Source organism: Histophilus somni, assembly GCF_014202395.1.
In the GTDB taxonomy this organism is placed as follows: Bacteria; Pseudomonadota; Gammaproteobacteria; order Enterobacterales; family Pasteurellaceae; genus Histophilus; species Histophilus somni.
Genome location: NZ_JACHGQ010000016.1, coordinates 1 through 26,506, shown reverse-complemented (window position 1 = coordinate 26,506; position 26,506 = coordinate 1). Strand labels below are relative to the sequence as shown.

Sequence of the window (26,506 nt, the reverse complement as noted above, 5' to 3'; positions counted from 1 at the left end):
CGGTAGCAACTTGAATCAAATAACCAAAGTGCGGTAAATTTTACCGCACTTTTACTATTTTTTATTCAACTGTAACTGCTTTTGCCAAATTACGGGGTTGATCCACATCAGTGCCTTTAATTAAAGCAATATAGTAAGACAACAATTGCAAAGGTACCGTATAAAAAATTGGTGCTGTGATAGCATCAACTTTTGGTAATACCAACGTTTTAAAACTATCGCTATTACTAAAACCGAACTCATGATCAGCAAAAATGTATAATCGCCCGCCACGAGCACGCACTTCTTCAATATTAGATTTCACCTTTTCCAACAAATCATTTTCCGGTGCAACAACAATAACCGGCATGTCGCCGTCAATTAATGCTAAAGGTCCGTGTTTCAATTCACCTGCGGCATAAGCCTCTGCATGAATATAAGAAATTTCTTTTAATTTTAACGCAGATTCCATCGCTATCGGATAATACTCACCTCGTCCTAAAAATAAAGTATGGTGCTTTTCTGCAAAATCTTCTGATAATTTTTGAATTTGTTTATCAAAAACCAACGCACTCTCAATTTGAGCAGGTAAACGTTGCAAGGATTGAATGATATGACGTTCCTGTTCTACATTAATAGATCCTTTAATACGACCAAGTGCTACATTTAATAAGAGTAAACAAGTTAATTGTGTTGTAAACGCTTTTGTCGAGGCAACTCCAATTTCAACCCCTGCACGTGTCATAAAGGCAAAATCAGACTCTCTAACAAGTGATGAACTGGCTATATTGCAAATAGTCATGACTGACATATATCCGGATTGTTTTGCTAAACGCAATGCAGCTAATGTATCAGCTGTTTCACCCGATTGAGAAAGCGTAATAAATAAACTATTTGGTCTGGTGACAGACTTACGATAGCGAAACTCAGAGGCAATTTCCACATTACAACTCACTCTCGCAATAGATTCAAACCAATAACGAGCAACCATACCCGCATTATAAGAAGTACCGCAAGCAACAATTTGAATATGTTCTACTTGCCGTAAAATTTCCTCTGCATTCGGTGCAATAGCTTCAATATTAACCTGTCCATTTAAAATACGCCCATCTAAAGTATTCATGATTGCCTGCGGTTGCTCAAAAATTTCTTTTTGCATATAGTGGCGATAAGGTCCCTTATCTATTACATCTGTCTCAAAATTATTCTTATGAACTGCTCGCTCTACTTGTTTACCATTAAAATCAAAAATATCCACGCTGTGGCATGTAATTTCTGCAACATCACCCTCCTCGAGATAGATAAAACGGTGTGTTACATTTAATAATGCAAGGGGATCCGAAGCTAAAAAATTTTCTCCTATACCTAACCCAATGACTAACGGACTGCCGGAACGGGCCACAATCAAATGCTCCGGCTCATCTTGGTTCATCACAACGGTTCCATAAGCGCCTCGCAATTGAGCAATCGCTTTTTGTACCGCCTCCAGTAAAGTGTTTGCACTACGCAATTCCCATTCGACTAAATGAGCAATCACTTCTGTATCTGTCTGAGATTGAAAAATGTACCCTCGTTGTTGTAAAACTTCTTGTAATTCTTGGTAATTTTCGATAATTCCATTATGTACAACAACAATTTTTCCCGAACAATGTGGGTGAGCATTAATTTCTGAAGGCTCCCCATGTGTTGCCCAACGTGTATGTGCAATTCCCGTTCCTCCAGATAACTGTTGCTTTTCAATTGCGTCATCTAATGCCTGAACCTTACCGACTCGGCGTACAATTTGTACATGACGTTGCTCATTTAATATTGCAACACCAGCAGAATCATACCCTCGATATTCCAAACGATATAATCCATCAATTAAAATTTTTGCCACATCACGTTGTGCCACTGCACCGACAATTCCACACATAATTACTTCCTTAAAATAAAAAAATTTATACCGCACTTACGCAGACTACTTCTACGCCAAGTAATTCAATTTGCTTTTTAACTTTATCACTCAATAGCTCATCGGTAATCAATACATCAATTTGCTGCCAAGTTAATTCTAAATTAGGCATTTTTCTACCAATTTTTTGTGACTCCACCATGACAATAACTTCTTGAGCAACCTCTGCCATGACCTGACTTAACCCAACAAGTTCATTAAACGTTGTCGTTCCTCTAGCTAAATCAATACCATCTGCACCAATAAATAATTGATCAAAGTTATAAGAATACAATACTTGTTCAGCTACTTTGCCTTGAAATGATTCAGATCCGGTATCCCATGTACCACCGGTCATTAATAATGTAGGTGCATGCTCCAAAGATCGTAATTGATTCGCAACAGATAAAGAATTAGTCATAACAACTAAGCCTTGTTTATTATTTAATTGCTTAATAAGTGCGGCTGTTGTACTACCGCTATCTATAATAATTCTGTTGTTATCAGCAATACGTTCCGCAGCTGCTTTTGCAATAGCTAACTTTCGATTAGAAAGTAATTCTTCGTGATTTGCTTCCAATAGCTCTTGCGGTATTAAAACTGCTCCTCCGTACTTACGTAATAAAAAACCAGTACTTTCTAATGCACTAAGATCCTTGCGAATAGTCACTTCAGATGTATTAAAATACTGCACTAGCTGCTCAACACTAATCTCTCCCTTGTCTTGCAGTAACTGCATTATCACTTGACGACGCTGTTCGGTATTCCTAGGATAAAAGTTTCGTTTCATAAAAAAACCATAATTTAAATTTCGTTTCGAATTTTACATAAAAAAAAAGAATTGTAAATACGTTTTGATTTAGAAAGAAAGGTAGAGGTAGAGAAAAAATAAGATAACAAAAAACCTCGCAAATGCGAGGTTTAAAGTAGATAGAGAAAAATAACTTAGCTATTTACCGAGTCTTTTAACGCTTTACCTGCTACAAATGCCGGTACTTTTGATGCTGCAATTTGGATTTCTGCACCGGTTTGTGGGTTACGACCGGTACGAGCCTTACGCTCGTTAACTTTAAATGTACCAAAACCGATTAACTGCACAGCTTCACCTGCTTTTAAACTGCCGGCAATTGCACCTAAGGTTGCTTCTAACGCCGCTTTTGCTTGTTTTTTATTTAATTCTGCTGCGCCTGCGATCGCATCAATTAAGTCTGTCTTATTCATAAATTAGTACCTTCTTCATATTAAATTTTTTTAAAAGTGCCGAAAAAGATAGCTCATCTTCCAGCGGCAACAATTACTGCAACTACAGTGGTGTCAAGCATAATCTAAGTTTTATAGAAAAAAAAGTAATATCTGTAAAAATTGATAACTAAATCACATTATTGAGCAATTTCTATACCGATATTAGACAACCTGCTCTCTCTCAACTCATTTTTTAAATCTAAAATCAGTCTAATATCTCTTTCTTCATGCTCATTCAGCGTACGATAAATTTGCCACTGTACATCCAATTCCAATTCAATTTCTTCACTTTGCTTCAACTCGGCTTCAGAAAACGCTTTGTCTTGCTGAGTTTCCAGCAAAGTTATCACTGTTTGCAACGACAATTGACTTATTTTTATTGCTTTCTCCAGTGTTTCTCCAGCAATAATTGCATGCAATAATTCCGATAAGCCTTCACAGGCATCTAATGCCGGTACAACACCAAAAAATTCATAATTATTCACATCAGGAATAATATTTTCTAATTTTTCCAACTGATTTTCAAAATTAATTTTGGCATTTTTAACGGTTAAATATTCCCAAACTAAATTCAAAATATTTTGATATATTTTGGCTTTATCCATTTGCTCTGTCATTTGACAAAATAAATAAAAATTGGGGTACATACGTTCACATAAACACAGCATAAATGTGATATTTTTCCAACTTTCAAATTTTTCTAAGCGTTTATGAATAGGATTTCGCATTATTTTCACCGCACTTTTATTGATGATAGGATATTGAATATTGATGAACAGCATCCACAAAAACCTTCGGACTAATTTCCGGAACATCTTGATGAATACCATGTCCTAAGTTAAACACATGTCCGCTACCTTGTCCAAAATCGGCAAGAATTTGTTGTACTTCCTGCTCAATTCGTGCAGGCGAAGCATATAATACGGAAGGATCCATATTTCCTTGTAACGCAACTTTATGCCCAACTCGTGCTTTTGCCTCTGCTAAATTTACCGTCCAATCTAAACCTAGTGCATCACACCCCGTACTTGCCATTGCCTCTAACCACAAACCACCACCTTTCGTAAACAAAGTAACTGGCACTTTATATCCGTCATTTTCACGAATTAAGCCATCAACAATTTTGTGCATATATTGCAATGAGAAATCCAAATATTCACGATGTCCCAATACACCGCCCCACGTATCGAAAACCATCACCGCCTGCACGCCAGCGTTAATTTGTGCATTAAGATAAAGTATCACGGCGTCTGCTAACTTATCCAATAACAGATGCAATATTTTTGGCTCGGAATACATCATTTTTTTGATTTTAGTAAAGGCTTTACTGCTTCCGCCTTCAACCATGTAGGTTGCTAAAGTCCAAGGACTTCCGGAAAAACCGATAAGAGGAACTTCACCTTTTAACTCACGGCGAATAGTACGTACCGCATTCATCACATACTGTAACTCTTGTTCAGGGTCGGGAATCGGAAGATTTTGTACCGCACTTTTGTTATCAATTGGTCGTGCAAATTTAGGACCTTCGCCCACACCAAAACTCAATCCCAGCCCCATAGCATCAGGGATAGTCAGAATATCCGAAAATAAAATAGCAGCATCCAGATCATAGCGACGTAAAGGTTGCAAAGTCACTTCACAAGCTAAATCGGCATTACGGCAAAGGGACATAAAATCCCCTGCTTTTGCACGAGTTGCTTTATATTCCGGTAAATAACGTCCGGCTTGACGCATCATCCAAACGGGCGTCATATCCACAGGTTCACGTAGTAACGCTTTCAAGTAACGATCATTTTTCAATACCGTCATTTTATCTTCCTTTAAAAATAGTAAAAAGAAACCGCACTTGCGGTAAAAGTGCGGTCATTATAAAGAGATTTTCTGTATTTAGCGACTTGATCCGACAGATTGTTAATATAATCTCGGCGATTGTCCAATTAATTTCAATGCAATCGCTCCTTTAGTACTTCAAATAAGAATGTTAAATTCTATCCCTCTACAAAAATCAAAATTTTATTTTGTATATATCCTTGAAAGGTTACAGTTAATCCTCATATAGCGACAGATAAAAGAAAAGAAAGTTAAGGAATCAAAAATGACTACAATTGTCAGCGTTCGCCGTAAAGGGCAAGTCGTGGTTGGCGGTGATGGACAAGTATCACTCGGCAATACAGTAATGAAAGGCAATGCACGTAAAGTCCGCCGTCTATACAACGGTAAGGTTCTAACAGGATTTGCCGGTGGTACAGCAGATGCCTTCACGTTATTTGAACTTTTTGAGCGTAAGCTAGAAATGCACCAAGGACATTTGTTAAAAAGTGCGGTGGAATTGGCTAAAGAATGGCGTACAGACAGAGCATTACGCCGTTTAGAAGCAATGCTTATTGTTGCTGATAAAACAGAATCGTTAATTATTACCGGTAATGGCGATGTGGTACAACCGGAAGAAGATCAAATTTTAGCGATCGGATCTGGCGGAAATTATGCATTATCTGCAGCACGAGCATTAGTCGAAAATACGGATTTATCCGCACGTGAAATTGTAGAAAAATCATTAAAAATTGCCGGTGATATTTGTGTATTCACCAATTTAACCCACACTATCGAAGAATTATCCGAATAATTGTCAAGGAATATATTATGTCTGAAATGACCCCTCGTGAAATTGTTTCTGAATTAGATCAACATATCATTGGACAAGCTGATGCCAAAAGAGCGGTTGCTATTGCCTTAAGAAATCGCTGGCGTAGAATGCAACTACAAGAACCCTTACGCCATGAAGTCACCCCAAAAAATATTTTAATGATAGGGCCTACCGGCGTAGGTAAAACAGAAATCGCCCGCCGTCTGGCTAAATTAGCTAATGCACCATTTATCAAAGTTGAAGCAACAAAATTTACGGAAGTAGGCTATGTGGGTAAAGAAGTTGATTCAATTATCCGTGACTTAACAGATAGTGCCATGAAACTTGTACGCCAAACAGAAATTGAAAAAAATCGTTTTCGTGCTGAAGAAATGGCGGAAGAGCGAGTTTTAGATACCCTATTACCCCCAGCGAAAGATCAATGGGGACAAATTGAAGAACGAGATACCAATACCAACACACGCCAAATTTTTCGCAAGAAATTACGTGAGGGGCAATTGGACGATCGTGAAATTGAAATTGACATTGCCGCACCAAATATCGGCGTTGAAATTATGGCACCTCCCGGTATGGAAGAAATGACCAATCAATTGCAATCAATGTTCCAGAATTTATCTTCCGGTCAAACTAAAAAACGCAAAATGAAAATCAAAGATGCGTTAAAAGCATTAATTGATGACGAGGCGGCAAAACTAATTAATCCTGAAGAATTAAAACAAAAAGCCATTGATGCCGTTGAACAAAATGGAATTGTCTTTATTGACGAAATCGACAAAATCTGCAAAAAAGGCGAATACAGCGGTGCTGATGTATCTCGTGAAGGCGTACAACGAGATCTATTGCCATTAGTGGAAGGCTCAACAGTCAATACCAAACACGGTATGGTAAAAACCGATCACATTTTATTTATTGCATCAGGGGCATTCCAAGTCGCTCGCCCGTCAGATTTAATTCCCGAATTACAAGGGCGTTTACCTATTCGTGTCGAACTTTCCGCATTAACTGCCAAGGATTTTGAACGAATTTTAACTGAACCTAATGCGTCCCTAACCGAACAATATCAAGCACTGATGGCAACCGAAGGGGTTGATATTGAATTTACTGAAAGTGCGGTGAAAAAAATCGCTGAAGCAGCCTTTAGAGTCAATGAAAAAACAGAGAACATCGGAGCTCGCCGTTTACATACCGTTATGGAACGCTTAATGGATAAGATCTCTTTTGATGCCAGTGAAATGAGCGGTCAAAACGTCATAATTGACGGTGATTACGTTACCGGAGCATTAGGTGATGTCGTGGAGAACGAAGATTTAAGCCACTTTATTCTATAACTAAAACTCAGCACCTCCCGTCCTAAAAGGGCGGGGATTCCTACATGAAAATACCCAAAATCTCAACATTTTAAATCCTTTCTAATAACAGATTGCCTCACCAAAAAACGTTTTAAATGTATCTGCTGTAATAAAATTTTTGCCTTCAAAAAGAAATTAAATCCGAGTAATATTTGGTTAGATTATTCACAAGGAAAACAAACCTATAAGAACAAAATCTTCTTTCTGAGCGTGGCTACTTACTCTTGCATAAGAAATGGTTTTTAAATCATCTCGATTAAGCACGATATTGTGATTAATTGCTTTAAGCATTTCCAGTTTATATCTGCGATACTACCTTTGGTCAGCTCATCAGGTTGTAACAGTCTTTCCTACCTCAGTTTTGCAATGTCTGAATAGTTACGCTTAGCAATTTACTGGCTTGTCCGATAGAGCAAAGTTTATTCATAGGTGTGGTTATAGCATAATTTAAATATTCTTAGATATTTATATTATTTTATAGATTTTATCTTTCAGTAACCAATCCACAATAACTTCCTGTTTTTTCAAGCATTTCCATCATATCAAGGCGTTTTTGATGTCGTCCTCCGTCATAGGGCGTATTCAGCCAAAGTGTTGCTAAGGATATCGCTTTTTCTGAAGATATAATATTGGCACCAAATGCAATGATATTGCAGTTGTTATGTTCACGACACATTAGTGCGGTAAGTTCATCTGAACATAATGCACATCGAATGCCTGAGATTTTATTTGCTGCAATAGAAATGCCAACTCCTGTTCCACAGATTAAAATTCCAACATCAGCTACATTCTGCTTAACAGCATAAGCAACTTTTTCAGCGTAAATAGGGTAATCTGTACGTTCTTGTGAAACAGCACCTAAGTCTAGTAAGTTATGTCCCTGTTTTTCTAATTTTTCAATTAAAAAGGTTTTGAGAGCCAAACCAATATGATCCGAACCAATAGCGATTGTTTTCATCATTTCTCCTGATTTATAGCGTAAATAGCACCGCCTATTGCCCCATTAATAGAGGAAGGTTTAGCTTTTAATATTTCTAATTCATTGTAAGGTAATGGTTTTCTCAGGTGTTTTCTGATCAATATTTTTAGTTGTTCAAATGGGAATTTTTGCATGTCAATTACGCCACCGCCCAAAATCAAAGTATGAGGATCAAATAAATTAACCGCAGTACTAATTGCTTTAGCGACTTTGATAAGATAATTTTGAATGAATTTCTCTTGAATTGCTCTATCAAAAAGTTGCTCTAATGGATAATTTGCTTGTTGTTTATCATACCATTTTCTTAGTGCAGTCCCTGAACAGTTAGTTTCCAAACATCCCATATTGCCACACCCGCATTGAAGATGTTCATCACCGTAAGGAATGTGTCCAAGTTCACCCGCTACACCATGCCCTCCAATAAATAGCTTTCCTTGGTTCCATATTGAAAAACCCATCCCAGTGCCTAGATAAACACCTATCACTAACTTATTATTCCGTTGATAATCATTAACATCGTAGATCAATTGTAAATTAACATCTCTTTCCAATTGTACGTCACAATGAAAATATTGCTCTAACATTGGAACAAGTCCGTCTAGTTCTTGTTTAGAAAGAGATAAGTTAGGTACAGAAAGAATTTCTTTTCTATCCAATGAAACTGCTGCAGGAAGTCCTATAACAATTCGTTGAATAATAAAGTCAGTTGTAAATTCTTTACAAAATGTTGTTAGTCCATAGAGCGGTTGATTTTTGAGTACTTCTAATGTTTTCCTTTTATCAGTAGAAAGAATTTGATGATGCTCATCCATCACACAAATGCGAATGTGCGTTGCCCCCATATCAATACCAACAAATACTTTCTTCATTACAACATTCCTTTACTTAATATTCTTTCTATCTCTTTTTCAAGCATATCCCAAGCCTCAACAATATTATCTGAATTATTGAAAAGACCTGAACTTCCTACTATAAGCACATCCGCACCTGCCTTAATAAGCATTTCATAAGTCTTCGGGTTGCAGGAGCCATCGATTTCAATTTCATAATTTAATTGATGAGTTTCTCGGAATAATTTAAGTTCCGCCACTTTTTCTAACATTTCAGGAATAAATGATTGACCTGCAAATCCAGGATCGACCGTCAATATCGTAACTTTATCGGCTTTAGATAAATAATATTTTGCTTTTTCAATTGGCGTTTCAGGATTAAAAATGATGCCGACTTTCATTTCTAAATACCGGATCTTTTCAATAAGTCTAAATGCTTGTCCTGAAATGGTTTCTACATGCAAAGTGATCATGTCGCAACCAGCTTTAGCCAAATCATCAATATAATTTTCTGGGTTAGTTACCATAAGATGGCAATCCAATGGTTTCGTAGCGAGTTTTTTAACTTGACTGACAAAAAATGGTGAAAGAGTTAAGTTAGGTACATAATGACCGTCCATAATATCAATATGAAAATAAGCTACTTTTTGATCCAAAAATTCAATCTGTTCTTTGAATTTAGTAAGATCCATGCACATGAGTGATGGTGAAATAAAAACTTTCATGATGTTACCTCAAAAAATTAACGACTAATTAATCTATCCAATGCGACAGCGATGATGATTAAACCACCCATAACCACAAGTTGATAGTAAGTTTGAACTTGTAAAATATTTAGTCCGTTATTGATCGTACCGATAATTAAGCCACCAATAACGACAGCAAAAATACGTCCTTTTCCTCCGAAAAAACTGGTTCCGCCGATAATCGCACTTGCTATCGCATAAGTTTCAAAACCTACCCCAGCCAACGGTTCTGCTGCACCTAATCGAGCCGTAGAAACAACACCGGCAAGACCGGCACAGATACCTGAAATAATAAAGACCGCCATAGTGTGAAACTTGACATCAATTCCGGAATAATATGCTGATTCTTTATTTCCACCTAACGCATAGATATTACGACCTAATCGTGTTTTAGTTGTAACGAACCAAAGTAGAATAGCAATAACCACAACGAATATAACCGGTACAGGAATGAAGAAAATATCCTGAGCAAAAAAATCAACAAACTCAAAAGAAAAGCCGTAAATCGAATTGGCATCTGAAATGACGAGTGTAATACCTCTAAAAATGGCATTTGTGCCTAATGTAATAATAAAAGGATGTAAGCCTGTGTAATTGACTAACGCACCATTAATAGCACCAAGTCCACCTCCCACTAGAATGCCACCAATAATAGAGGCAACAAGAGGATCTATCCCTATAATCATTAACTGTGCTGTCACCATCCCCGAAAGAGCTAAAATAGCACCAACAGACAAATCAATACCAGCTATCAATATAGCGAAAAATTCCCCCATTCCAATTAGGACTGTTACCGAGCTTTGAACAAAAATTTGCTGAATATTACTGGCTTTCAAAAAATATTGGCTGGATATAGATCCAAAGATAAGGACAATAACAGCAAGAATAAAGAATGTGCCGTATTTATCCCAAAATTGCGAAAAATTAAATTTACCTGTATTCATCATTAATTTACCTCTTTTGTCTCTGGTAAAGCCCAACGCATAATAGTTTCTTCTGTTAACGCTTTAGTATTCTCTAAAATAGAGGAAATAGCTCCTTCTCGGAATACCACAATGCGATCACATACAGACATAATTTCGGGAAGTTCGGAAGAGACCATCAAAATAGCTTTTCCCTGTTCTGCTAATTTACGCATAATTTTATAAATTTCTGTTTTTGCCCCTATATCAATACCTCTAGTCGGTTCATCAAAAATTAATACTTCAGGATCACAAACAATCCATTTTCCGATAATAACTTTTTGTTGGTTACCACCTGACAGCTCCGTAATATTTTGCTCAATGGACGCACATTTTATGGATAAAAGATCTTGTTGCTGTTGTGCAAGTTTGGCTTCCTTTGAAGGAGAAAAAATTCCCACCGCACCTTTATAACCACCATCTTTTAAACTTTTTGAAACAGCAATATTTTGCTTGATAGAAAAATTGGAAAAAAAGCCATTCTCACGCCTGCTTTCTGTGATATACGCCATACCTTTTTTCACTGCTTCTAATGGTGATGACGGTGTAATCTTTTTACCGTTTAAATAAATTTCCCCAGAAATGCGTTTATCAATGCCAAAGATACAGTTCATCAACTCCGTACGACCTGCACCAACTAAACCGGCAAAGCCTAAAATCTCCCCTTTTTTTAAGGAAAATGAAACATTATTGACTTGTTTAAATTTTTTACCTGTAAGATTTTTAACTTCAAAAATAACCTCATTACTCACAGTATGTTGTCTGCTGATAAACCGAGATTCTATATCACGTCCTACCATCAAGCGGATAATCTCTTGATTACTGATTTCTTTTATCATACCGGAAGCCACACTACTTCCGTCCTTAAGAATTGTATAACGGTCACAAATTTGGCGAATTTCATTCATTTTATGAGAAATGTAGATAATCGCTTTTCCATCATTACGTAATTGATTCATAATGAAAAATAAGTAATCAATTTCTGAGTTAGTCAATGATGAGGTAGGTTCATCCATAATGATGATTTTTACATCTGAAATAAGAACTTTAGCAATTTCAATCATTTGCTTGTAAGAAATAGATAAATTTCCTACTTTCTCATCTAAGTCAACTTTAATTCCTAGTCTTAATAAAATAATAGACGCTTGAGAACGCATTTTTGACCAATCAACAATGGGAATACCCCAAAATTTTTTTGTTGGTAAACGACCGATATAAAGATTTTCAAGTACGCTTAATTCATCAATTAAACTTAATTCTTGATAAATAATCCCAATTCCAAGTTCTGTTGCGATTTTGTGATCTAAATGATCATATTCTTTATCTTTAATGATAATTGAACCAGAGGAAGGCATATGCAATCCTGATAAGACTTTCATTAAAGTTGATTTACCCGCTCCATTCTCACCCAGTAATGCGTGAATTTCATTCGTATAAATATCAAGATTGACATTTTTTAATGCCTGAACAACACCAAAACTTTTTGAGATATTTTTCATTTGTATTAATGGGATTGCCATAGAAAAACACTCCTATGTGGAGATTAAAATCCCCACATACTTCCGTATTATTGAGAAATTAATATTGAATCAACAGTTTCAATTTTTGGCTCAAAATCAACAGGTATTTGTTTTCCTGCTCTCGCTGCATCAACAAGCAGTTTCAACCCTTTTGCACCAATCATTGCCGGATCTTGAGCGATAGTGGCAGTGAGTTTTCTTTCGCTAACCATTTTTCTTGCTTCAGGAACTCCATCGGTACCCACAACTAAAATTTTACCTTGTTTCCCAGCATTAATAACAGCTTGTGCTACCCCCATTGCCATCGTATCATTTGCGACATAAAAGGCTTTTAGATTTGGATTTCTTGATAGTACATTGGTTGCTACATCCAGTGCTTTAATACGATCCCAATCTGCAGGTTGACTAGCAACTAATTTAATGCTCGAACTTTTAACAAAAACTTCTCTTGCTCCACGACGACGAGCTTCACCCGAAGCATTGCCTGCTTTTCCTTCAATAATGGCAACTTCGCCTCCTTCAGAACCTAATTTATCTACTATAAATTGAGCAGCCTTTCCACCTACAGCTACGTTATCTGTTGTGATAAATGCCTCTACATTGCCTTTTGCCTTTTGTAAATTTTTAATATCGATTTTTTCATCTAAATTCACAAGATAAATACCTTTCCGATAGGCTTTGGCAGCAGGCATAACAAGATTTGCAGGAGAAAGTGGAGCAAAAGCGATACCTTTATAATTCTTATTGATTAAATCTTCGAATAATTGAAGTTGTGATTGATAATCTCCTTCAGATGGTGAAGCAAAAATATCTACATCTACTCCCAGTACTTTTGCCTCATTTTCAATCCCTTCTTTCATTGCTACCCAAAAAGGATTTGAAAGCGTTTTAAGTATTACGGCATATTCAGCAGAATAAACCGAAACAGAGCAAACTAAGCCAAGTATAGCCAAACAGGATTTTAGTGTTTTGAACCTTTTCATGAAATTACTCCTTATGTAGGTTAATAGAAAACTAAAAATTATAAAAAATGATGAAACTTCATATTTTTATAATTTTTATTTATTTTTTTATAATTATACTTTATCAAAAGGGGTAAAAAAGTGATCAACTTCACAAATATTAAAATATTGTAAAGTTTTTGATGCTAAAAAGGACCTTTTTAATGGAAGGAAGCTATTTTTTTCTGAAGTATTTTGTTGCAGTAAATGTCTTCTCTAAGTTCATTTCAGATAAGTGAATATTTTGTTGAGCTACAGAGACAAAGAAGGCATCAACTAAAATAAGTTGTAAAATCCTTGCTGAAGCATTTTTTCCCAGCAATGGGGTATCTGGTGCGGGCGTACAAATTACAAAATCCGAAATAACAGCAATAGGAGAAATATCACTATGTGTGATGCAGATGATTTTTGCTCCATTTTTTTTAGCTTCATAGACAACTTTTAACAAATCGGTTGTTTTACCCGAATGAGAAACCACTAAGATCACATCATTTTCAGTGAGTAATGAGGCTGACATCATCATTAAATGAATATCTCGATAGGTATTACAGCGAATTCCGATACGCAAGAATTTATGTTCAATATCATCGCAGATTGTATTTGAACCACCAGCAGCATACAGATCTCTATTTTGAGCATTAAAAAAGCATTTTGCAGCTTCAGAAATGACTTTGGAATTTAAAATCGCCTTGCCTTCAGAGATTGTTTGTAAAGAGACATTAAAAACCTTATCTACAAGATCTTGAGGCGTATCTTGACTGGAAAGTTCAAATGTATCTAATTGATTTTCTTCAAAAGAAGTAGTGATTTGTTTTCTTAAATCACGAAAACCGGAGAAACCGAGTAATTTTGCAACTTTTACAATTAAAGCCTCAGATACGTCAAGATCATTTGCAATAGCATTCAATGCTGTGGATTTATTAAATTTAGTTGCATCTAATAACCAGTCAACTACTCGTTTTTCCGTATTTGTCATTCCTTCGCGTTTCATTCTGATATTAGGAATAAGGGATAAGCTTTTTTCCATGAGGTGTTCCACTATTAAGGTTAATTACTTGAAGACATTTATGTTGCTGAATATTGTATAAAACGGAAACGAAAATTACAAAAGTTATAGCAGGCATTTCACACTGTTGAAAGCTTTTTTCATACAAAATACCTTTCAGCAAATCCTTTAAAAATGAAGTTTATCCGTTTCCTCTATATTACAGAAAATTTTGAACAATAGTCGTGATCATTGAATATGACACAGATTTTCGGTTTTAATAATGTTGCATGTACTTTATTATCTAAACAATAAAACCGATATTTACAAACATAAATATCGGTTTTTAAAATTAAATATTTTGTACCAAGCTACTTATTATTCTGCATCATCTGCCATATTTAGCATCTCTGCCAAATTTGCTGTTGCATCTTCTGCTGAAAAGGTAAATTCAGAAGCAATTTCTTCCTCATCAACTGCAGATAATTTAACCTCAGTCGTATTTTCCATACCACCTACCAATCGATTTTTTTGGCGGTTTTGGTGATATGCAAAACCTGTACCAGCAGGAATTAAGCGACCAACAATCACGTTTTCTTTTAAGCCACGCAATTCATCACGTTTACCTGCAACTGCCGCTTCAGTTAGAACACGAGTTGTTTCTTGGAACGAAGCCGCTGAAATAAAGGATTCCGTTGCCAACGACGCTTTAGTAATCCCTAATAATTCACGTTCGAATTCTACAAGTGGCTTACCTTCCTCGGCACGTTTACGGTTGACAATTTTAACTCTAGCGACTTCAACCTGCTCTCCCTCTAAGAATTCAGAGTCATAAGCATTAGTGATAATCGCTTTGCGTAACATTTGACGTACGATAACTTCAATATGTTTATCGTTAATTTTTACCCCTTGTAAGCGGTAAACTTCTTGAACTTCATTAACGATATAATCTGTTACGGCATGTACACCACGTAAACGTAAAATATCATGTGGTGTTTCTGCACCATCAGAAATTAAATCACCACGTTGCACCAACTCACCTTCAAATACGTTCAATTGACGCCATTTTGGAATCATTTCTTCGTATGTTTCACCTTCCATCGGTGTAATTAACAAACGACGTTTACCTTTGGTTTCTTTACCGAAAGACACGATACCAGAAATTTCAGCTAAAATTGCCGGTTCTTTTGGTTTACGTGCTTCAAATAAATCTGCTACACGAGGAAGACCACCGGTAATATCTTTTGTTCCTACAGACTCTTGTGGAATACGAGCCAATGGTTCACCAACAAAGACTTCCGCACCATCATCTAAGGTAACAATTGCTTTACCCGGTAAGAAATATTGTGCCATAACATCGGTGCCTGGGATAAAAATATCGTTACCTTGAGCGTCAACCAGTTTTAATGCCGGACGTAAATCTTTCCCTGCTGTTGCACGTTCACCTACATCTTGAACTACGATTGAAGATAACCCTGTCAATTCATCGGTTTGGCGAGTTACCGTTAGTCCATCAACAATCTCCACAAACTTCACAAAACCACTGACTTCAGAAATAACAGGCATTGTATGAGGATCCCAATTAGCCACGGTTTCACCTGCCGTAACTTCTTCACCATCAGCATGGTTTAATACCGCACCATAAGGTACTTTATAATGCTCTTTTGTTCTTCCGAATGTATCAATAATTGTCAACTCAGTGTTACGTGAAGTTAAAACTAACTTCCCTTCTTTATTCGTTACGAATTTAACATTTGTTAAACGTAATGTACCGGTATTTTTAACTTGAACACTAGATTCTTTTGCCGCAGCAGATGCCGCACCACCGATATGGAATGTACGCATGGTTAACTGTGTACCCGGTTCACCGATTGATTGAGCAGCAATAACACCGACAGCTTCACCTTGATTAATCAAATGTCCACGTGCTAAATCACGTCCGTAACATTTTGCACACACACCAAAATCAGTATCGCAAGTTACAACAGACCGCACTTTGATGCTATCAACAGAATTTTCATCAATGACATCACAAAGTTTTTCATCTAATAAGGTATTACGAGAAATTAACACTTCGTTTGTGCCTGGTTTTAAAATATCTTCTGCCGCTACACGACCTAATACACGATCACGTAATGCTTCTTTTACATCGCCACCCTCGATAAGTGGAGTCATTACGATTCCTTCATGTGTACCACAGTCATCTTCGATAATCACTAAGTCCTGTGCAACATCAACTAAACGACGGGTTAGATAACCTGAGTTAGCGGTTTTTAATGCTGTATCCGCAAGTCCTTTACGTGCCCCGTGGGTTGAAATAAAGTACTGTAATACATTTAAACCCTCACGGAAATTTGCTGTAATCGGTGTTTCAATGATTGAGCCATCCGGACGTGCCATTAGACCACGCATCCCCGCTAACTGACGAATCTGTGCCGCAGAACCACGAGCACCAGAATCTGCCATCATAAAGATGCTATTGAATGAGGCTTGTTTTTCCGGCTGCCCTTCACGATTGATAACCTCTTCTTGCGAAAGATTTTCCATCATCGCTTTAGCAACACGTTCGTTTGCCGCAGCCCAAATATCAATTACTTTGTTATAGCGTTCACCAGCTGTTACAAGACCGGATTGGAATTGTTCTTGAATTTCAGCAACCTCTTCTTCCGCAGCAGAAATAATTTCATATTTTTTCTGAGGAATAACCATGTCATCAATACCAACAGATGAACCGGAACGTGCAGCATAAGCAAAACCGGTATACATAATATGGTCAGCAAACAATACACTCTCTTTCAATCCTAGACGACGATAACTTTCGTTGATTAATTTAGAAATCGCTTTTTTACCTAAAGTTTGGTTGAATAAACTAAATGGCATGCCTTTTGGTGCAATCATCCATAAAATTGCACGACCAATTGTAGTATCGACTAAATGTGTTTGAGGTTCAAATTCACCAATTGCATTTTTAACATATTCAGTAATACGCACTTTTACACGAGAATGCAATTCAGCTTGACCTGTACGATAGGCTTTTTCTGCTTCACGTGAATCTTGTAATAACATTCCCTCGCCTTTACCGTTGACTTTATCACGTGTCATATAGTAGAGACCTAATACAACGTCTTGTGAAGGAACAATAATCGGCTCACCATTCGCCGGGGATAAAATGTTGTTTGTGGACATCATCAATGCACGAGCTTCCAATTGAGCTTCTAATGTCAATGGAACGTGTACAGCCATTTGGTCACCATCGAAGTCAGCATTAAATGCCGCACAAACCAGCGGGTGCAACTGAATAGCTTTTCCCTCAATAAGAATTGGCTCAAATGCTTGGATACCTAAACGGTGTAATGTTGGTGCACGGTTGAGCAAAATTGGGTGTTCACGAATAACATCGGCAAGAATATCCCAAACAATAGCATCTTCACGCTCAACCATTTTTTTCGCAGCTTTAATAGTCGTTGCAAAGCCACGACTTTCTAATTTAGCGTAGATAAATGGACGGAATAATTCCAATGCCATTTTTTTCGGCAATCCGCATTGATGTAAGTGCAAGTATGGACCAACTGTAATGACGGAACGACCTGAGTAATCAACACGTTTCCCTAATAAATTCTGACGGAAACGACCTTGCTTACCTTTAATCATATCCGCAAGAGATTTTAGCGGACGACGATTTGAACCGGTGATTGCACGACCACGACGACCATTATCTAATAACGCATCAACTGACTCTTGTAACATACGTTTTTCGTTACGAACGATAATATCCGGTGCAATTAAATCTAATAGGCGTTTTAAACGGTTGTTACGATTGATTACACGACGATATAAATCATTCAAATCGGATGTTGCAAAACGCCCTCCGTCAAGAGGTACTAATGGGCGTAGATCCGGTGGTAAAACAGGTAATACTGTCATCACCATCCACTCCGGCTTATTGCCTGACTGGATAAAAGATTCTAACAATTTCAAACGTTTTGTAATTTTCTTACGTTTAGTTTCAGAATTCGTTGATTGCAATTCTTCACGTAATGTTTCACATTCAACTTCTAAATCCATATCACGTAACAAGGCTTGAATTGCTTCTGCACCCATTTTTGCATCAAACTCATCCTGCCAACGATCTTCTGCGTCTAAGAATTGTTCTTCCGTTAATAATTGACCTCTCTCAAGATCAGTCATTCCCGGTTCAATAACAATGTAAGATTCAAAATAAAGTACACGCTCAATATCACGTAGTGGCATATCCAACAATAAACCAATACGGGACGGTAATGATTTTAAGAACCAAATATGTGCAACAGGTGAGGCAAGCTCAATATGCCCCATGCGTTCACGGCGTACTTTGGCTTGTGTTACTTCAACACCGCATTTTTCACAAATCACTCCACGGTGTTTCAAACGCTTGTATTTTCCGCATAGACACTCATAATCTTTTACCGGTCCAAAAATACGGGCACAGAAAAGACCGTCACGCTCAGGTTTGAATGTACGGTAGTTAATTGTTTCAGGCTTCTTAACCTCACCATATGACCAAGAACGGATCATATCCGGTGATGCTAAACCAATTTTAATAACATCAAAATCTTCAGAGGTTTTTGATTGTGCTTTTAAAAACTTAACTAAGTCTTTCACGATTTGCTCCTATCGGAGTTAAAATTATTCAAGTGCGGTTAAAACTTTTATAAATCCCACCGCACTTGGGCGTATTTTTGTGGTTACCCATTACTCTTCATCAAGATCAATGTTGATACCTAATGAACGAATTTCCTTCATGATTACATTGAAAGATTCTGGCGTACCTGGATCCATTTGGTGTGTGCCTCCAACGATGTTTTTATACATCTTCGTACGACCATTCACATCATCGGATTTCACTGTTAACATTTCTTGTAATGTATAGGCCGCACCATATGCTTCCAGTGCCCATACTTCCATCTCACCGAAACGTTGACCACCAAACTGTGCTTTACCACCAAGTGGCTGCTGAGTAACAAGACTATATGAACCTGTTGAACGAGCATGCATTTTATCATCAACTAAATGGTTCAATTTCAGCATATACATATAACCTACCGTTACAGGACGTTCAAATTTTTCACCTGTACGACCATCAAACAGGGTAATTTGACCGGAAGTTGGTAACCCACCTAATTCTAATAACGCTTTGATTTCTTTCTCATGCGCACCGTCAAATACCGGCGTTGCTAATGGCATACCTTTACGCAAGTTTTTTGCTAAACGCAATACTTCTTCGTCGGTAAAGGTCGAAAGATCAACTTTTTGTGAACCATCTCCTAAATCATAAGCTTTTTGGATATAGCCACGTAATTTTTCAACATCTTGTTTTTGTTTTATCATTGCGTTGATTTGATCACCAATGCCTTTAGCTGCCAGTCCCAAATGAGTTTCTAAAATCTGACCGATATTCATACGGGATGGTACCCCTAACGGGTTCAAGACAATATCAACAGGTTGACCGTTTTCATCGTATGGCATATCTTCAACAGGGTTAATTTTCGAGATAACCCCTTTGTTACCATGACGACCCGCCATTTTATCACCTGGTTGAATTTGACGTTTTACTGCAAGATAAACTTTGACAACTTTCAATACTCCCGGGGCTAAATCATCACCTTGGATAATTTTACTACGCTTAATTTCAAGTTTATGTTCGAAATCTTTACGTAACTCTTCGTATTGTTCAGCAAGTTGCTCTAATTGATTTTGTTTCTCTTCATCAGCTAAAGTCTGCTCTAACCATTGAGTGCGGTCTAAGTTTTCCAATTGTTTATCATTGAAACCACCGGAAAGAAGTAAATTACGTACTCGAGCAAACAAACCGGCTTCTAAAATCTCTAATTCCTCTACAAGATCTTTTTTAGCCTGTTTTAATTGCATTTCTTCAATTTCTAATGCACGTTTATCTTTTTCAACACCATCACGAGTGAAGACTTGAACATCAATGACTGTACCTGATGTGCCGTTAGGTACACGCAAGGAAGAGTCTTTAACATCAGATGCTTTTTCACCAAAAATAGCACGTAGCAGTTTTTCTTCCGGAGTTAATTGGGTTTCGCCTTTAGGTGTTACTTTACCGACAAGAATATCTCCACCTTTAACCTCAGCACCGATGTAAACAATCCCTGATTCATCAAGTTTACTTAACGCAGCTTCACCTACATTTGGAATATCGGCGGTAATTTCTTCAGAACCTAATTTAGTATCTCGTGCCACACAAGATAATTCTTGAATATGAATAGTAGTGAAACGATCTTCCTGTACCACACGCTCAGACACTAACATTGAGTCTTCAAAGTTATAACCATTCCAAGGCATGAATGCGACACGCATATTTTGACCAAGTGCAAGTTCTCCGAGATCCGTTGATGGTCCATCAGCTAAGATTTCACCACGTTCAATCGGTTCTCCCAATTGCACACAAGGAATTTGGTTAATACAAGTATTCTGGTTTGAACGGGTATATTTAATTAAGTTGTAAATATCAATCCCCGCTTCACCCGCAATAGTTTCATCTTCATTGACTTTTACAACAATACGAGAAGCATCAACATATTGGATAGTACCTCCACGTTTTGCCACCACCGCTACACCGGAGTCCAGTGCTACAGGTTTTTCCATTCCTGTTCCCACCAACGGTTTATCAGCACGTAAGGTTGGAACTGCTTGACGTTGCATGTTTGCACCCATTAATGCACGGTTTGCATCGTCATGTTCAAGGAATGGGATAAGTGCTGCAGCAACGGACACAACTTGTTGAGTTGAAACGTCCATATAATGAATTTCTTCCGGTCGATATAATCCGGACTCACCATGCTCACCACGACAAGTTACAAAGGCATCAGTAAAACGAAGCTCATTGTCAAGGTTTGAGTTTGCCTGAGCAATAACATATTTTCCTTCTTCAATCGCAGATAAATATTCAATTTCTTCTGTGACTTGACCGTTTACCACTTTGCGATATGGTGTTTCTAAGAAACCATAATCATTAGTACGTGCATAAACAGATAGCGAGTTAATCAAACCAATGTTTGGTCCCTCAGGGGTTTCAATTGGACAAACTCGACCATAGTGCGTTGCATGAACATCTCGAACCTCAAAGCCGGCACGTTCACGTGTTAAACCACCCGGACCTAATGCAGAAATACGACGTTTATGAGTAACTTCTGATAACGGATTATTTTGATCCATGAATTGAGAAAGTTGTGAAGAGCCAAAGAACTCTTTTACTGCTGCTGAAATAGGTTTAGCATTAATTAAATCTTGTGGTGTAACCGACTCTAAATCGCCCAAAGAAAGACGTTCTTTTACCGCTCTTTCTACACGGACTAAACCAATGCGGAATTGATTTTCAGCCATTTCACCCACTGAACGAATACGACGATTACCTAAGTGGTCAATATCATCTACTTCACCACGCCCATTACGAATGTCAATCAATTTACGCATTACATTAACAATATCTTCTTTGCTCAATGTACCGCTACCTGTAGTATCTTCAATGCCCAAAGAGCGGTTGAATTTCATGCGACCTACAGCTGACAAATCATAACGTTCGGAAGAGAAAAATAAGTTATCAAATAAACCTTCTGCCGCCTCTTTTGTTGGTGGCTCCCCCGGACGCATCATACGATAAATTTCAACTAATGCACTTAGACGATCATAGGATGGATCAACACGTAATGTTTCAGATATGTACGGACCAAAATCTAGGTCGTTGGTAAATAAAGTTTCAATGTTTTTATAACCGGCTTGTGATAATTTCTCTAACAATTCTAACGAAATTTCCATATTTGCCGGACAAATAATCTCACCTGTTGTTAAATCAACATAATCTTTAGCTGAAACTTTACCTACGATATATTCTGTCGGTACTTCAACTTGTGTAATCTTATCTTTTTCTAATGCTTTAATATGACGAGCGGTAATACGGCGACCACGCTCAATATACACTTTACCATTCGCTTCAATATCAAAAGATGCGGTTTCACCTCGCAATCTTTCAGGAACTAAAGTCATTAGTAATTTATTATCTTTGATCTCAAACGAAACCTTATCAAAGAATAAATCCAAAATTTCTTCGGTAGTGTAATTTAATGCACGTAAAATAATAGTAGCCGGTAATTTACGACGACGGTCAATACGAGCATATAAATTATCTTTCGGATCAAATTCAAAATCCAACCATGAACCACGATAAGGAATAATTCGTGCATTATAAAGTACTTTGCCTGATGAATGGGTTTTTCCTTTGTCACTATCAAAAAATACACCTGGACTCCGATGTAATTGTGATACAACAACACGCTCAGTACCATTGATGACAAAAGTACCATTACTGGTCATCAATGGGATTTCTCCCATATAAACTTCTTGTTCTTTTATGTCTTTTATCGTGCCGGATGCCGCATCTTTATCGTAGCTAACAAGGCGTAATTTTACACGTAATGATGCAGCATAAGTAGTACCTCGAATTTGACATTCTCTTACATCAAAAACAGGTTCTCCTAATTGATAACTGACATACTGCAATTCTGTATTACCATTGTTACTGACAATAGGAAATATAGAACGGAATGCAGCTTCTAAACCTTGTTGACCGTCAGGATCTCTTTGGATAAATTTATCAAAAGAGTCAAGTTGAATTGTTAATAAATAAGGTACATTTAAAACTTGCGGACGTTTGCCGAAGCTTTTACGAATACGCTTTTTTTCGGTATAGGAGTAAACCATTTGGGTTCCTCTGTAAATATTAGTGAGACCGATTCAATATAAAATTCAGTTCGACAACATAAAGTGCGGTCGATTTTATAATAAATTTTATATCAATGCTTGAACCCGTTTGCTAGGTACCGCCCTCTGAACCTTACTTCTGATGTGCGGATTGCATTAAGCTAATAGTTTGATTTAGCCTAACTCTTTTGCAATCAAACGGTGTATTTAAAAAATGTAAATTGCTGAGAGTATAAAACTATCAGCAATTTACTAAAATGGCTTGAGATTCTATCATTCCAAATAGTTTTTAGCAAGATACATTTGACGATTGAATGAGGTTTTATTCTAAAAACATCTCTATGCCCATGTCAAAGAATTACGTGAAGTACAAATTAGCAAACAACCAAAGCAAAAAAGTTACCTCACAATGCCGAGTGATGTTGCTTTTTACGGAATATCTCTCGTATCAAACTCTTAATGGTATGAGTGCGGTTTTAAACCGCACTTTTTATTTGATGAACTTAACGAATCACAACTTGTGCAATGAGGTAGCCAACCACACAAGCCGTAAAAACGCCTATTAAACCTGGAGCCATAAAGCTATGGTTAAAGTAATATTTACCAATTTTCGTTGTACCTGTCACATCAAAATTCACCGTTGCAATATCTGATGGATAATTAGGAATAAAGAAATAAGCATATGTTGCCGCCATCAGACCAACTAATAATGCTGGAGATAAACCTAATTCAATTCCAACAGGTAACATCATAACCGCTGTTGCTGCTTGGCTATTAATAACAACTGAAACAGCAAATAGTGCCAAAGCAAAAGTCCATGGATAGGCTTTCACCATATCTACAATACCTGCCTTAAATTGTGGCATTGCATACTGAAAATAAGTGTCACTCATCCAGGCAATACCAAAAATAGCAATTGCTGCAACCATTCCTGATTTAAATACAACACCGTTCGGTACAATTTGCGGATTAGTTTTTGTAACCAACAAGGTAATACCGCCAAAACATAGCATCATCATTTGAATAATTAATGACATTGAAATAGGTTTAGAAGCACTACCGATAGTACGAATTTCAGGAAACATTGCGATCATTACAATCACAACTAACGAGAGTAAAAATAAATATACCGACTGCTTAGCTGCTGGCGGTAATACTTCATTTAAAGTTGTACTAGTTGTATTTAAAATACGCTCACGCCAAATAGGATCCTGTAAACGACGTTGATATTCCTTGTCATATTCAAGCTCTTTACCACGGCGTAAACTATAAAGTGACAATGCAATAGTTCCTGCCAATGTCGCAGGTACAGTAACACAAATAATATCTAATAAGGTAATATGCTCAAATCCTGGAAGTGCGGTGATTTTCCCAAGATAAAAAACAACAGCCGCTGATAATGGACTAGATGTAATTGCAAGTTGAGATGCAACAGATGCTGCAGCCATAGGTCGTTCCGGACGAATATTATTTTTTAGTGCTACATCACCAATAATTGGCATAATAGAGTAAACAGAATGCCCTGTACCGAGCATAAATGTCATAAAATATGTTACTAAAGGTCCAAGGATAGTTACACGCTTAGGATTGCTACGTAATACACGTTCAGCCATTTGTAGCATAAATTTCAAACCGCCCGCTGCCTCAAGTACCGACGCACAAGTCACAACAGCAAGGATAATTAGCATAACATCAATTGGTGCCTTACCTACTGGCATACGGAAGATAAAGACCTCTATAGCTAAGCCAATACCGGATACAACACCTAATCCAATACCGCCATAGCGACTTCCTACATAAAGCATTAAAAGTAAAAATAAAAATTCCAAATAAAGCATAAAAGCTCCCTAAAAGAGATAAACAAAAAACTCCGGCTATCATACTTATTTTTTGAAATCACTCAATTAATTTATTTAAATAATACAAAAAATAATTAAATTTGTAGAAAAGAAAGGAAGTAAGTATAAAAATGAGTTTTCAGCTCGCCTAAAAATCGTATCGATTAAATATAAAACTCATACCCATCAAAATACCCTACACATAGCGTACATAACCTGTTAGAACTCACTTCTCACTTTTTGAATTGCAACATTTGATTGATCAACGCAATGCCTAACACAATACAAAACGCACCTAAAAAGAAAGTTTGATTTGGAACTTCATTGAGTAGTAGCCATGCCAGTACCATAGTGAAGATAGGTTCTGACAGTTCAGTTACCTGTACTTTCGATGCACTGAGATAAACTAACGCCTTGGTTGTGCAGTAAAAACCAATCAGCGTGGGTAGTAAAGCAAGTGCAACAAGATTGAGTATGACGGTCGTATTCCACTGGATTTCTATATGTTGAAAATGTGTGACAAATGGATAGAACAAATATAGTGCTCCAAACATCATCAATAATCGTGTTAATGGTATGCCACCATTTAAATTAAATTTTTTGATGAGTACGGAAAATAAACCGTAGCCACTACCTGCAAGAATGGCATATAGAATAGATAGCCATTGACTAGAGCCCGACCAAGAAATGATAAATACGCCAGATACGGCAAAACAAGTGCCAGCAATAGCGGAAACCTTCAATGGCTCTGACAATAATATAGCCCCTCCGAGCAGGGAGGATACGGCAGCAGTGGCCATTAGTACGACTACCACATTAGCGGCATGGCCATACTGATAAGCAGTGGTTTCAAAGAAAAATAAGGTAAAAATCCCCAGAAATGCGCAAATAGCTATTTGGAAAAGTAGGTTCACTGTATTTTTTGCAAAAGGTTTTATTTGATTTTTCTGTTCTTGCCATGATGAGCGACTTAACACCAGACTGATCATAGCAAAAGCGATAATTGTTTTAAAAAAGGCAATAGATTGAATATTTAGGTTCTGCTCTAATAAATTTTTGCTAAAAATTCCAATACTACTATTCAACGCAGCGGCGGATAGAGCAAAAAAAAATCCCTTTTAAGATTTTATTTCCCACAATTGTCTCCACATAGATTTTACTGAGTTTTTTGATAAGAAAATGCCACCAAAATTTCTATTAACTGCTGCATATTCTTCGTCTTGTAATAGAATATTGCATTTTTGAAATTATGAAAAGATATGAGATGCAAAATTTTAATGAAATATATGACTAAGGAAAACATGGCAGGGGCGGAGAGGATCGAACTCCCAACACCCGGTTTTGGAGACCGGTGCTCTACCAATTGAACTACGCCCCTAAACAGATATAAATTGGCGGAATGGACGGGACTCGAACCCGCGACCCCCTGCGTGACAGGCAGGTATTCTAACCAGCTGAACTACCACTCCGCTAAATTTGATATTTGGCAGTGACCTACTCTCACATGGGGAATCCCCACACTACCATCGGCGTAACAACGTTTCACTTCTAAGTTCGGCAAGGAGTTAGGTGGTTCCATTGCACTATGACTGCCAAAATTTATTTTGTTAGCTTACTAATATAAATAAACTAACAAAATAAACTCATAAAAAACTTGGCGGTGCCCTACTCTCACATGGGGAATCCCCACACTACCATCGGCGTTACAGCGTTTCACTTCTGAGTTCGGCATGGTGTC

The 26,506-nt window shown here is 37.3% G+C and carries 18 protein-coding genes, 2 tRNA genes, 2 rRNA genes and 2 pseudogenes; 2 read left to right on the top strand and 22 right to left on the bottom strand.

The window, feature by feature from the left end; translation table 11 throughout:
• Positions 1 to 61: 61 nt before the first annotated feature.
• The 5 genes from glmS to hemE form a co-directional block, all read right to left on the bottom strand.
• The gene (gene glmS, locus HNR69_RS09090) at positions 62 to 1,894 is read right to left on the bottom strand and encodes a glutamine--fructose-6-phosphate transaminase (isomerizing) (RefSeq protein WP_075294094.1); all 1,833 of its coding nucleotides are present in this window, start codon (positions 1,892 to 1,894) and stop codon (positions 62 to 64) included.
• A gap of 25 nt (positions 1,895 to 1,919) precedes the next feature.
• Entirely contained in the window at positions 1,920 to 2,702 is a 783-nt protein-coding gene (locus tag HNR69_RS09085; RefSeq protein ID WP_075294093.1) for a DeoR/GlpR family DNA-binding transcription regulator, read from the bottom strand.
• Positions 2,703 to 2,857: 155 nt separating this feature from the next.
• A complete protein-coding gene (gene hbs, locus HNR69_RS09080; protein WP_012341398.1) occupies positions 2,858 to 3,133 on the bottom strand; it encodes a non-specific DNA-binding protein Hbs in 276 nt (91 codons plus the stop codon).
• Positions 3,134 to 3,291: 158 nt separating this feature from the next.
• Entirely contained in the window at positions 3,292 to 3,882 is a 591-nt protein-coding gene (locus HNR69_RS09075) for a YjaG family protein (protein WP_075294103.1), read from the bottom strand.
• A gap of 16 nt (positions 3,883 to 3,898) precedes the next feature.
• Positions 3,899 to 4,963, bottom strand: coding sequence for a uroporphyrinogen decarboxylase (hemE, locus tag HNR69_RS09070; RefSeq protein ID WP_075294092.1), 1,065 nt, complete (start codon positions 4,961 to 4,963; stop codon positions 3,899 to 3,901).
• Between the two features lie 286 nt (positions 4,964 to 5,249).
• Here hemE and hslV point away from each other — a divergent pair, with 286 nt between their 5' ends.
• Complete coding sequence (hslV, locus tag HNR69_RS09065) at positions 5,250 to 5,777, top strand: ATP-dependent protease subunit HslV (RefSeq protein WP_011609687.1); 528 nt, start codon at positions 5,250 to 5,252, stop codon at positions 5,775 to 5,777.
• A gap of 17 nt (positions 5,778 to 5,794) precedes the next feature.
• A complete protein-coding gene (gene hslU, locus HNR69_RS09060; protein ID WP_012341395.1) occupies positions 5,795 to 7,126 on the top strand; it encodes an ATP-dependent protease ATPase subunit HslU in 1,332 nt (443 codons plus the stop codon).
• A gap of 210 nt (positions 7,127 to 7,336) precedes the next feature.
• On the opposite strand, the pseudogene HNR69_RS09055 reads toward hslU, so the two are convergent.
• The 17 genes and pseudogenes from HNR69_RS09055 to rrf (HNR69_RS09800) form a co-directional block, all read right to left on the bottom strand.
• Positions 7,337 to 7,574: pseudogene (locus HNR69_RS09055) on the bottom strand (IS607 family transposase); the annotation flags it as partial.
• Between the two features lie 57 nt (positions 7,575 to 7,631).
• On the bottom strand, positions 7,632 to 8,105 hold the full coding sequence (gene rpiB, locus HNR69_RS09050; protein ID WP_075294091.1) for a ribose 5-phosphate isomerase B: 474 nt from the start codon (positions 8,103 to 8,105) through the stop codon (positions 7,632 to 7,634).
• Positions 8,105 to 8,995, bottom strand: a complete 891-nt coding sequence (gene alsK, locus HNR69_RS09045) for an allose kinase (RefSeq protein WP_075294090.1) — start codon at positions 8,993 to 8,995, stop codon at positions 8,105 to 8,107. Before alsK ends, rpiB begins: the two co-directional genes overlap by 1 nt.
• Positions 8,995 to 9,681 carry a D-allulose 6-phosphate 3-epimerase gene (gene alsE, locus HNR69_RS09040; protein WP_012341392.1) on the bottom strand — a complete coding sequence of 229 codons (687 nt, stop codon included), beginning with the start codon at positions 9,679 to 9,681 and terminating at the stop codon, positions 8,995 to 8,997. Before alsE ends, alsK begins: the two co-directional genes overlap by 1 nt.
• A 17-nt stretch (positions 9,682 to 9,698) precedes the next feature.
• Complete coding sequence (gene alsC / locus HNR69_RS09035; protein WP_075294089.1) at positions 9,699 to 10,649, bottom strand: D-allose ABC transporter permease; 951 nt, start codon at positions 10,647 to 10,649, stop codon at positions 9,699 to 9,701.
• Positions 10,649 to 12,184 (bottom strand): D-allose ABC transporter ATP-binding protein AlsA, encoded by a 1,536-nt coding sequence (gene alsA / locus HNR69_RS09030; RefSeq protein WP_075294088.1) that lies wholly within the window; start codon positions 12,182 to 12,184, stop codon positions 10,649 to 10,651. The genes alsC and alsA overlap by 1 nt, the downstream gene beginning before the upstream one ends.
• 47 nt (positions 12,185 to 12,231) lie before the next feature.
• A complete protein-coding gene (alsB, locus tag HNR69_RS09025; RefSeq protein ID WP_075294087.1) occupies positions 12,232 to 13,167 on the bottom strand; it encodes a D-allose transporter substrate-binding protein in 936 nt (311 codons plus the stop codon).
• Between the two features lie 193 nt (positions 13,168 to 13,360).
• Positions 13,361 to 14,212, bottom strand: coding sequence for a transcriptional repressor AlsR (alsR, locus tag HNR69_RS09020; RefSeq protein WP_075294086.1), 852 nt, complete (start codon positions 14,210 to 14,212; stop codon positions 13,361 to 13,363).
• Between the two features lie 336 nt (positions 14,213 to 14,548).
• Entirely contained in the window at positions 14,549 to 18,811 is a 4,263-nt protein-coding gene (gene rpoC, locus HNR69_RS09015; protein WP_011609710.1) for a DNA-directed RNA polymerase subunit beta', read from the bottom strand.
• Positions 18,812 to 18,901: 90 nt separating this feature from the next.
• Positions 18,902 to 22,930 (bottom strand): DNA-directed RNA polymerase subunit beta, encoded by a 4,029-nt coding sequence (rpoB, locus tag HNR69_RS09010; RefSeq protein ID WP_075294085.1) that lies wholly within the window; start codon positions 22,928 to 22,930, stop codon positions 18,902 to 18,904.
• Between the two features lie 503 nt (positions 22,931 to 23,433).
• Complete coding sequence (locus HNR69_RS09005) at positions 23,434 to 24,768, bottom strand: anaerobic C4-dicarboxylate transporter (RefSeq protein ID WP_075294084.1); 1,335 nt, start codon at positions 24,766 to 24,768, stop codon at positions 23,434 to 23,436.
• A gap of 233 nt (positions 24,769 to 25,001) precedes the next feature.
• The gene (locus tag HNR69_RS09715; protein ID WP_281727473.1) at positions 25,002 to 25,424 is read right to left on the bottom strand and encodes a DMT family transporter; all 423 of its coding nucleotides are present in this window, start codon (positions 25,422 to 25,424) and stop codon (positions 25,002 to 25,004) included.
• A 39-nt stretch (positions 25,425 to 25,463) separates the two neighbouring features.
• Positions 25,464 to 25,871 (bottom strand): annotated as a pseudogene (locus HNR69_RS09710) (EamA family transporter); the annotation flags it as partial.
• A gap of 199 nt (positions 25,872 to 26,070) precedes the next feature.
• Positions 26,071 to 26,146: transfer RNA gene (locus tag HNR69_RS08995), tRNA-Trp, on the bottom strand.
• Between the two features lie 14 nt (positions 26,147 to 26,160).
• A tRNA-Asp gene (locus tag HNR69_RS08990) sits at positions 26,161 to 26,237 on the bottom strand.
• A gap of 12 nt (positions 26,238 to 26,249) precedes the next feature.
• Positions 26,250 to 26,365: ribosomal RNA gene (gene rrf / locus HNR69_RS08985) — 5S ribosomal RNA — on the bottom strand.
• A 55-nt stretch (positions 26,366 to 26,420) separates the two neighbouring features.
• Positions 26,421 to 26,506: ribosomal RNA gene (rrf, locus tag HNR69_RS09800) — 5S ribosomal RNA — on the bottom strand; the annotation flags it as partial.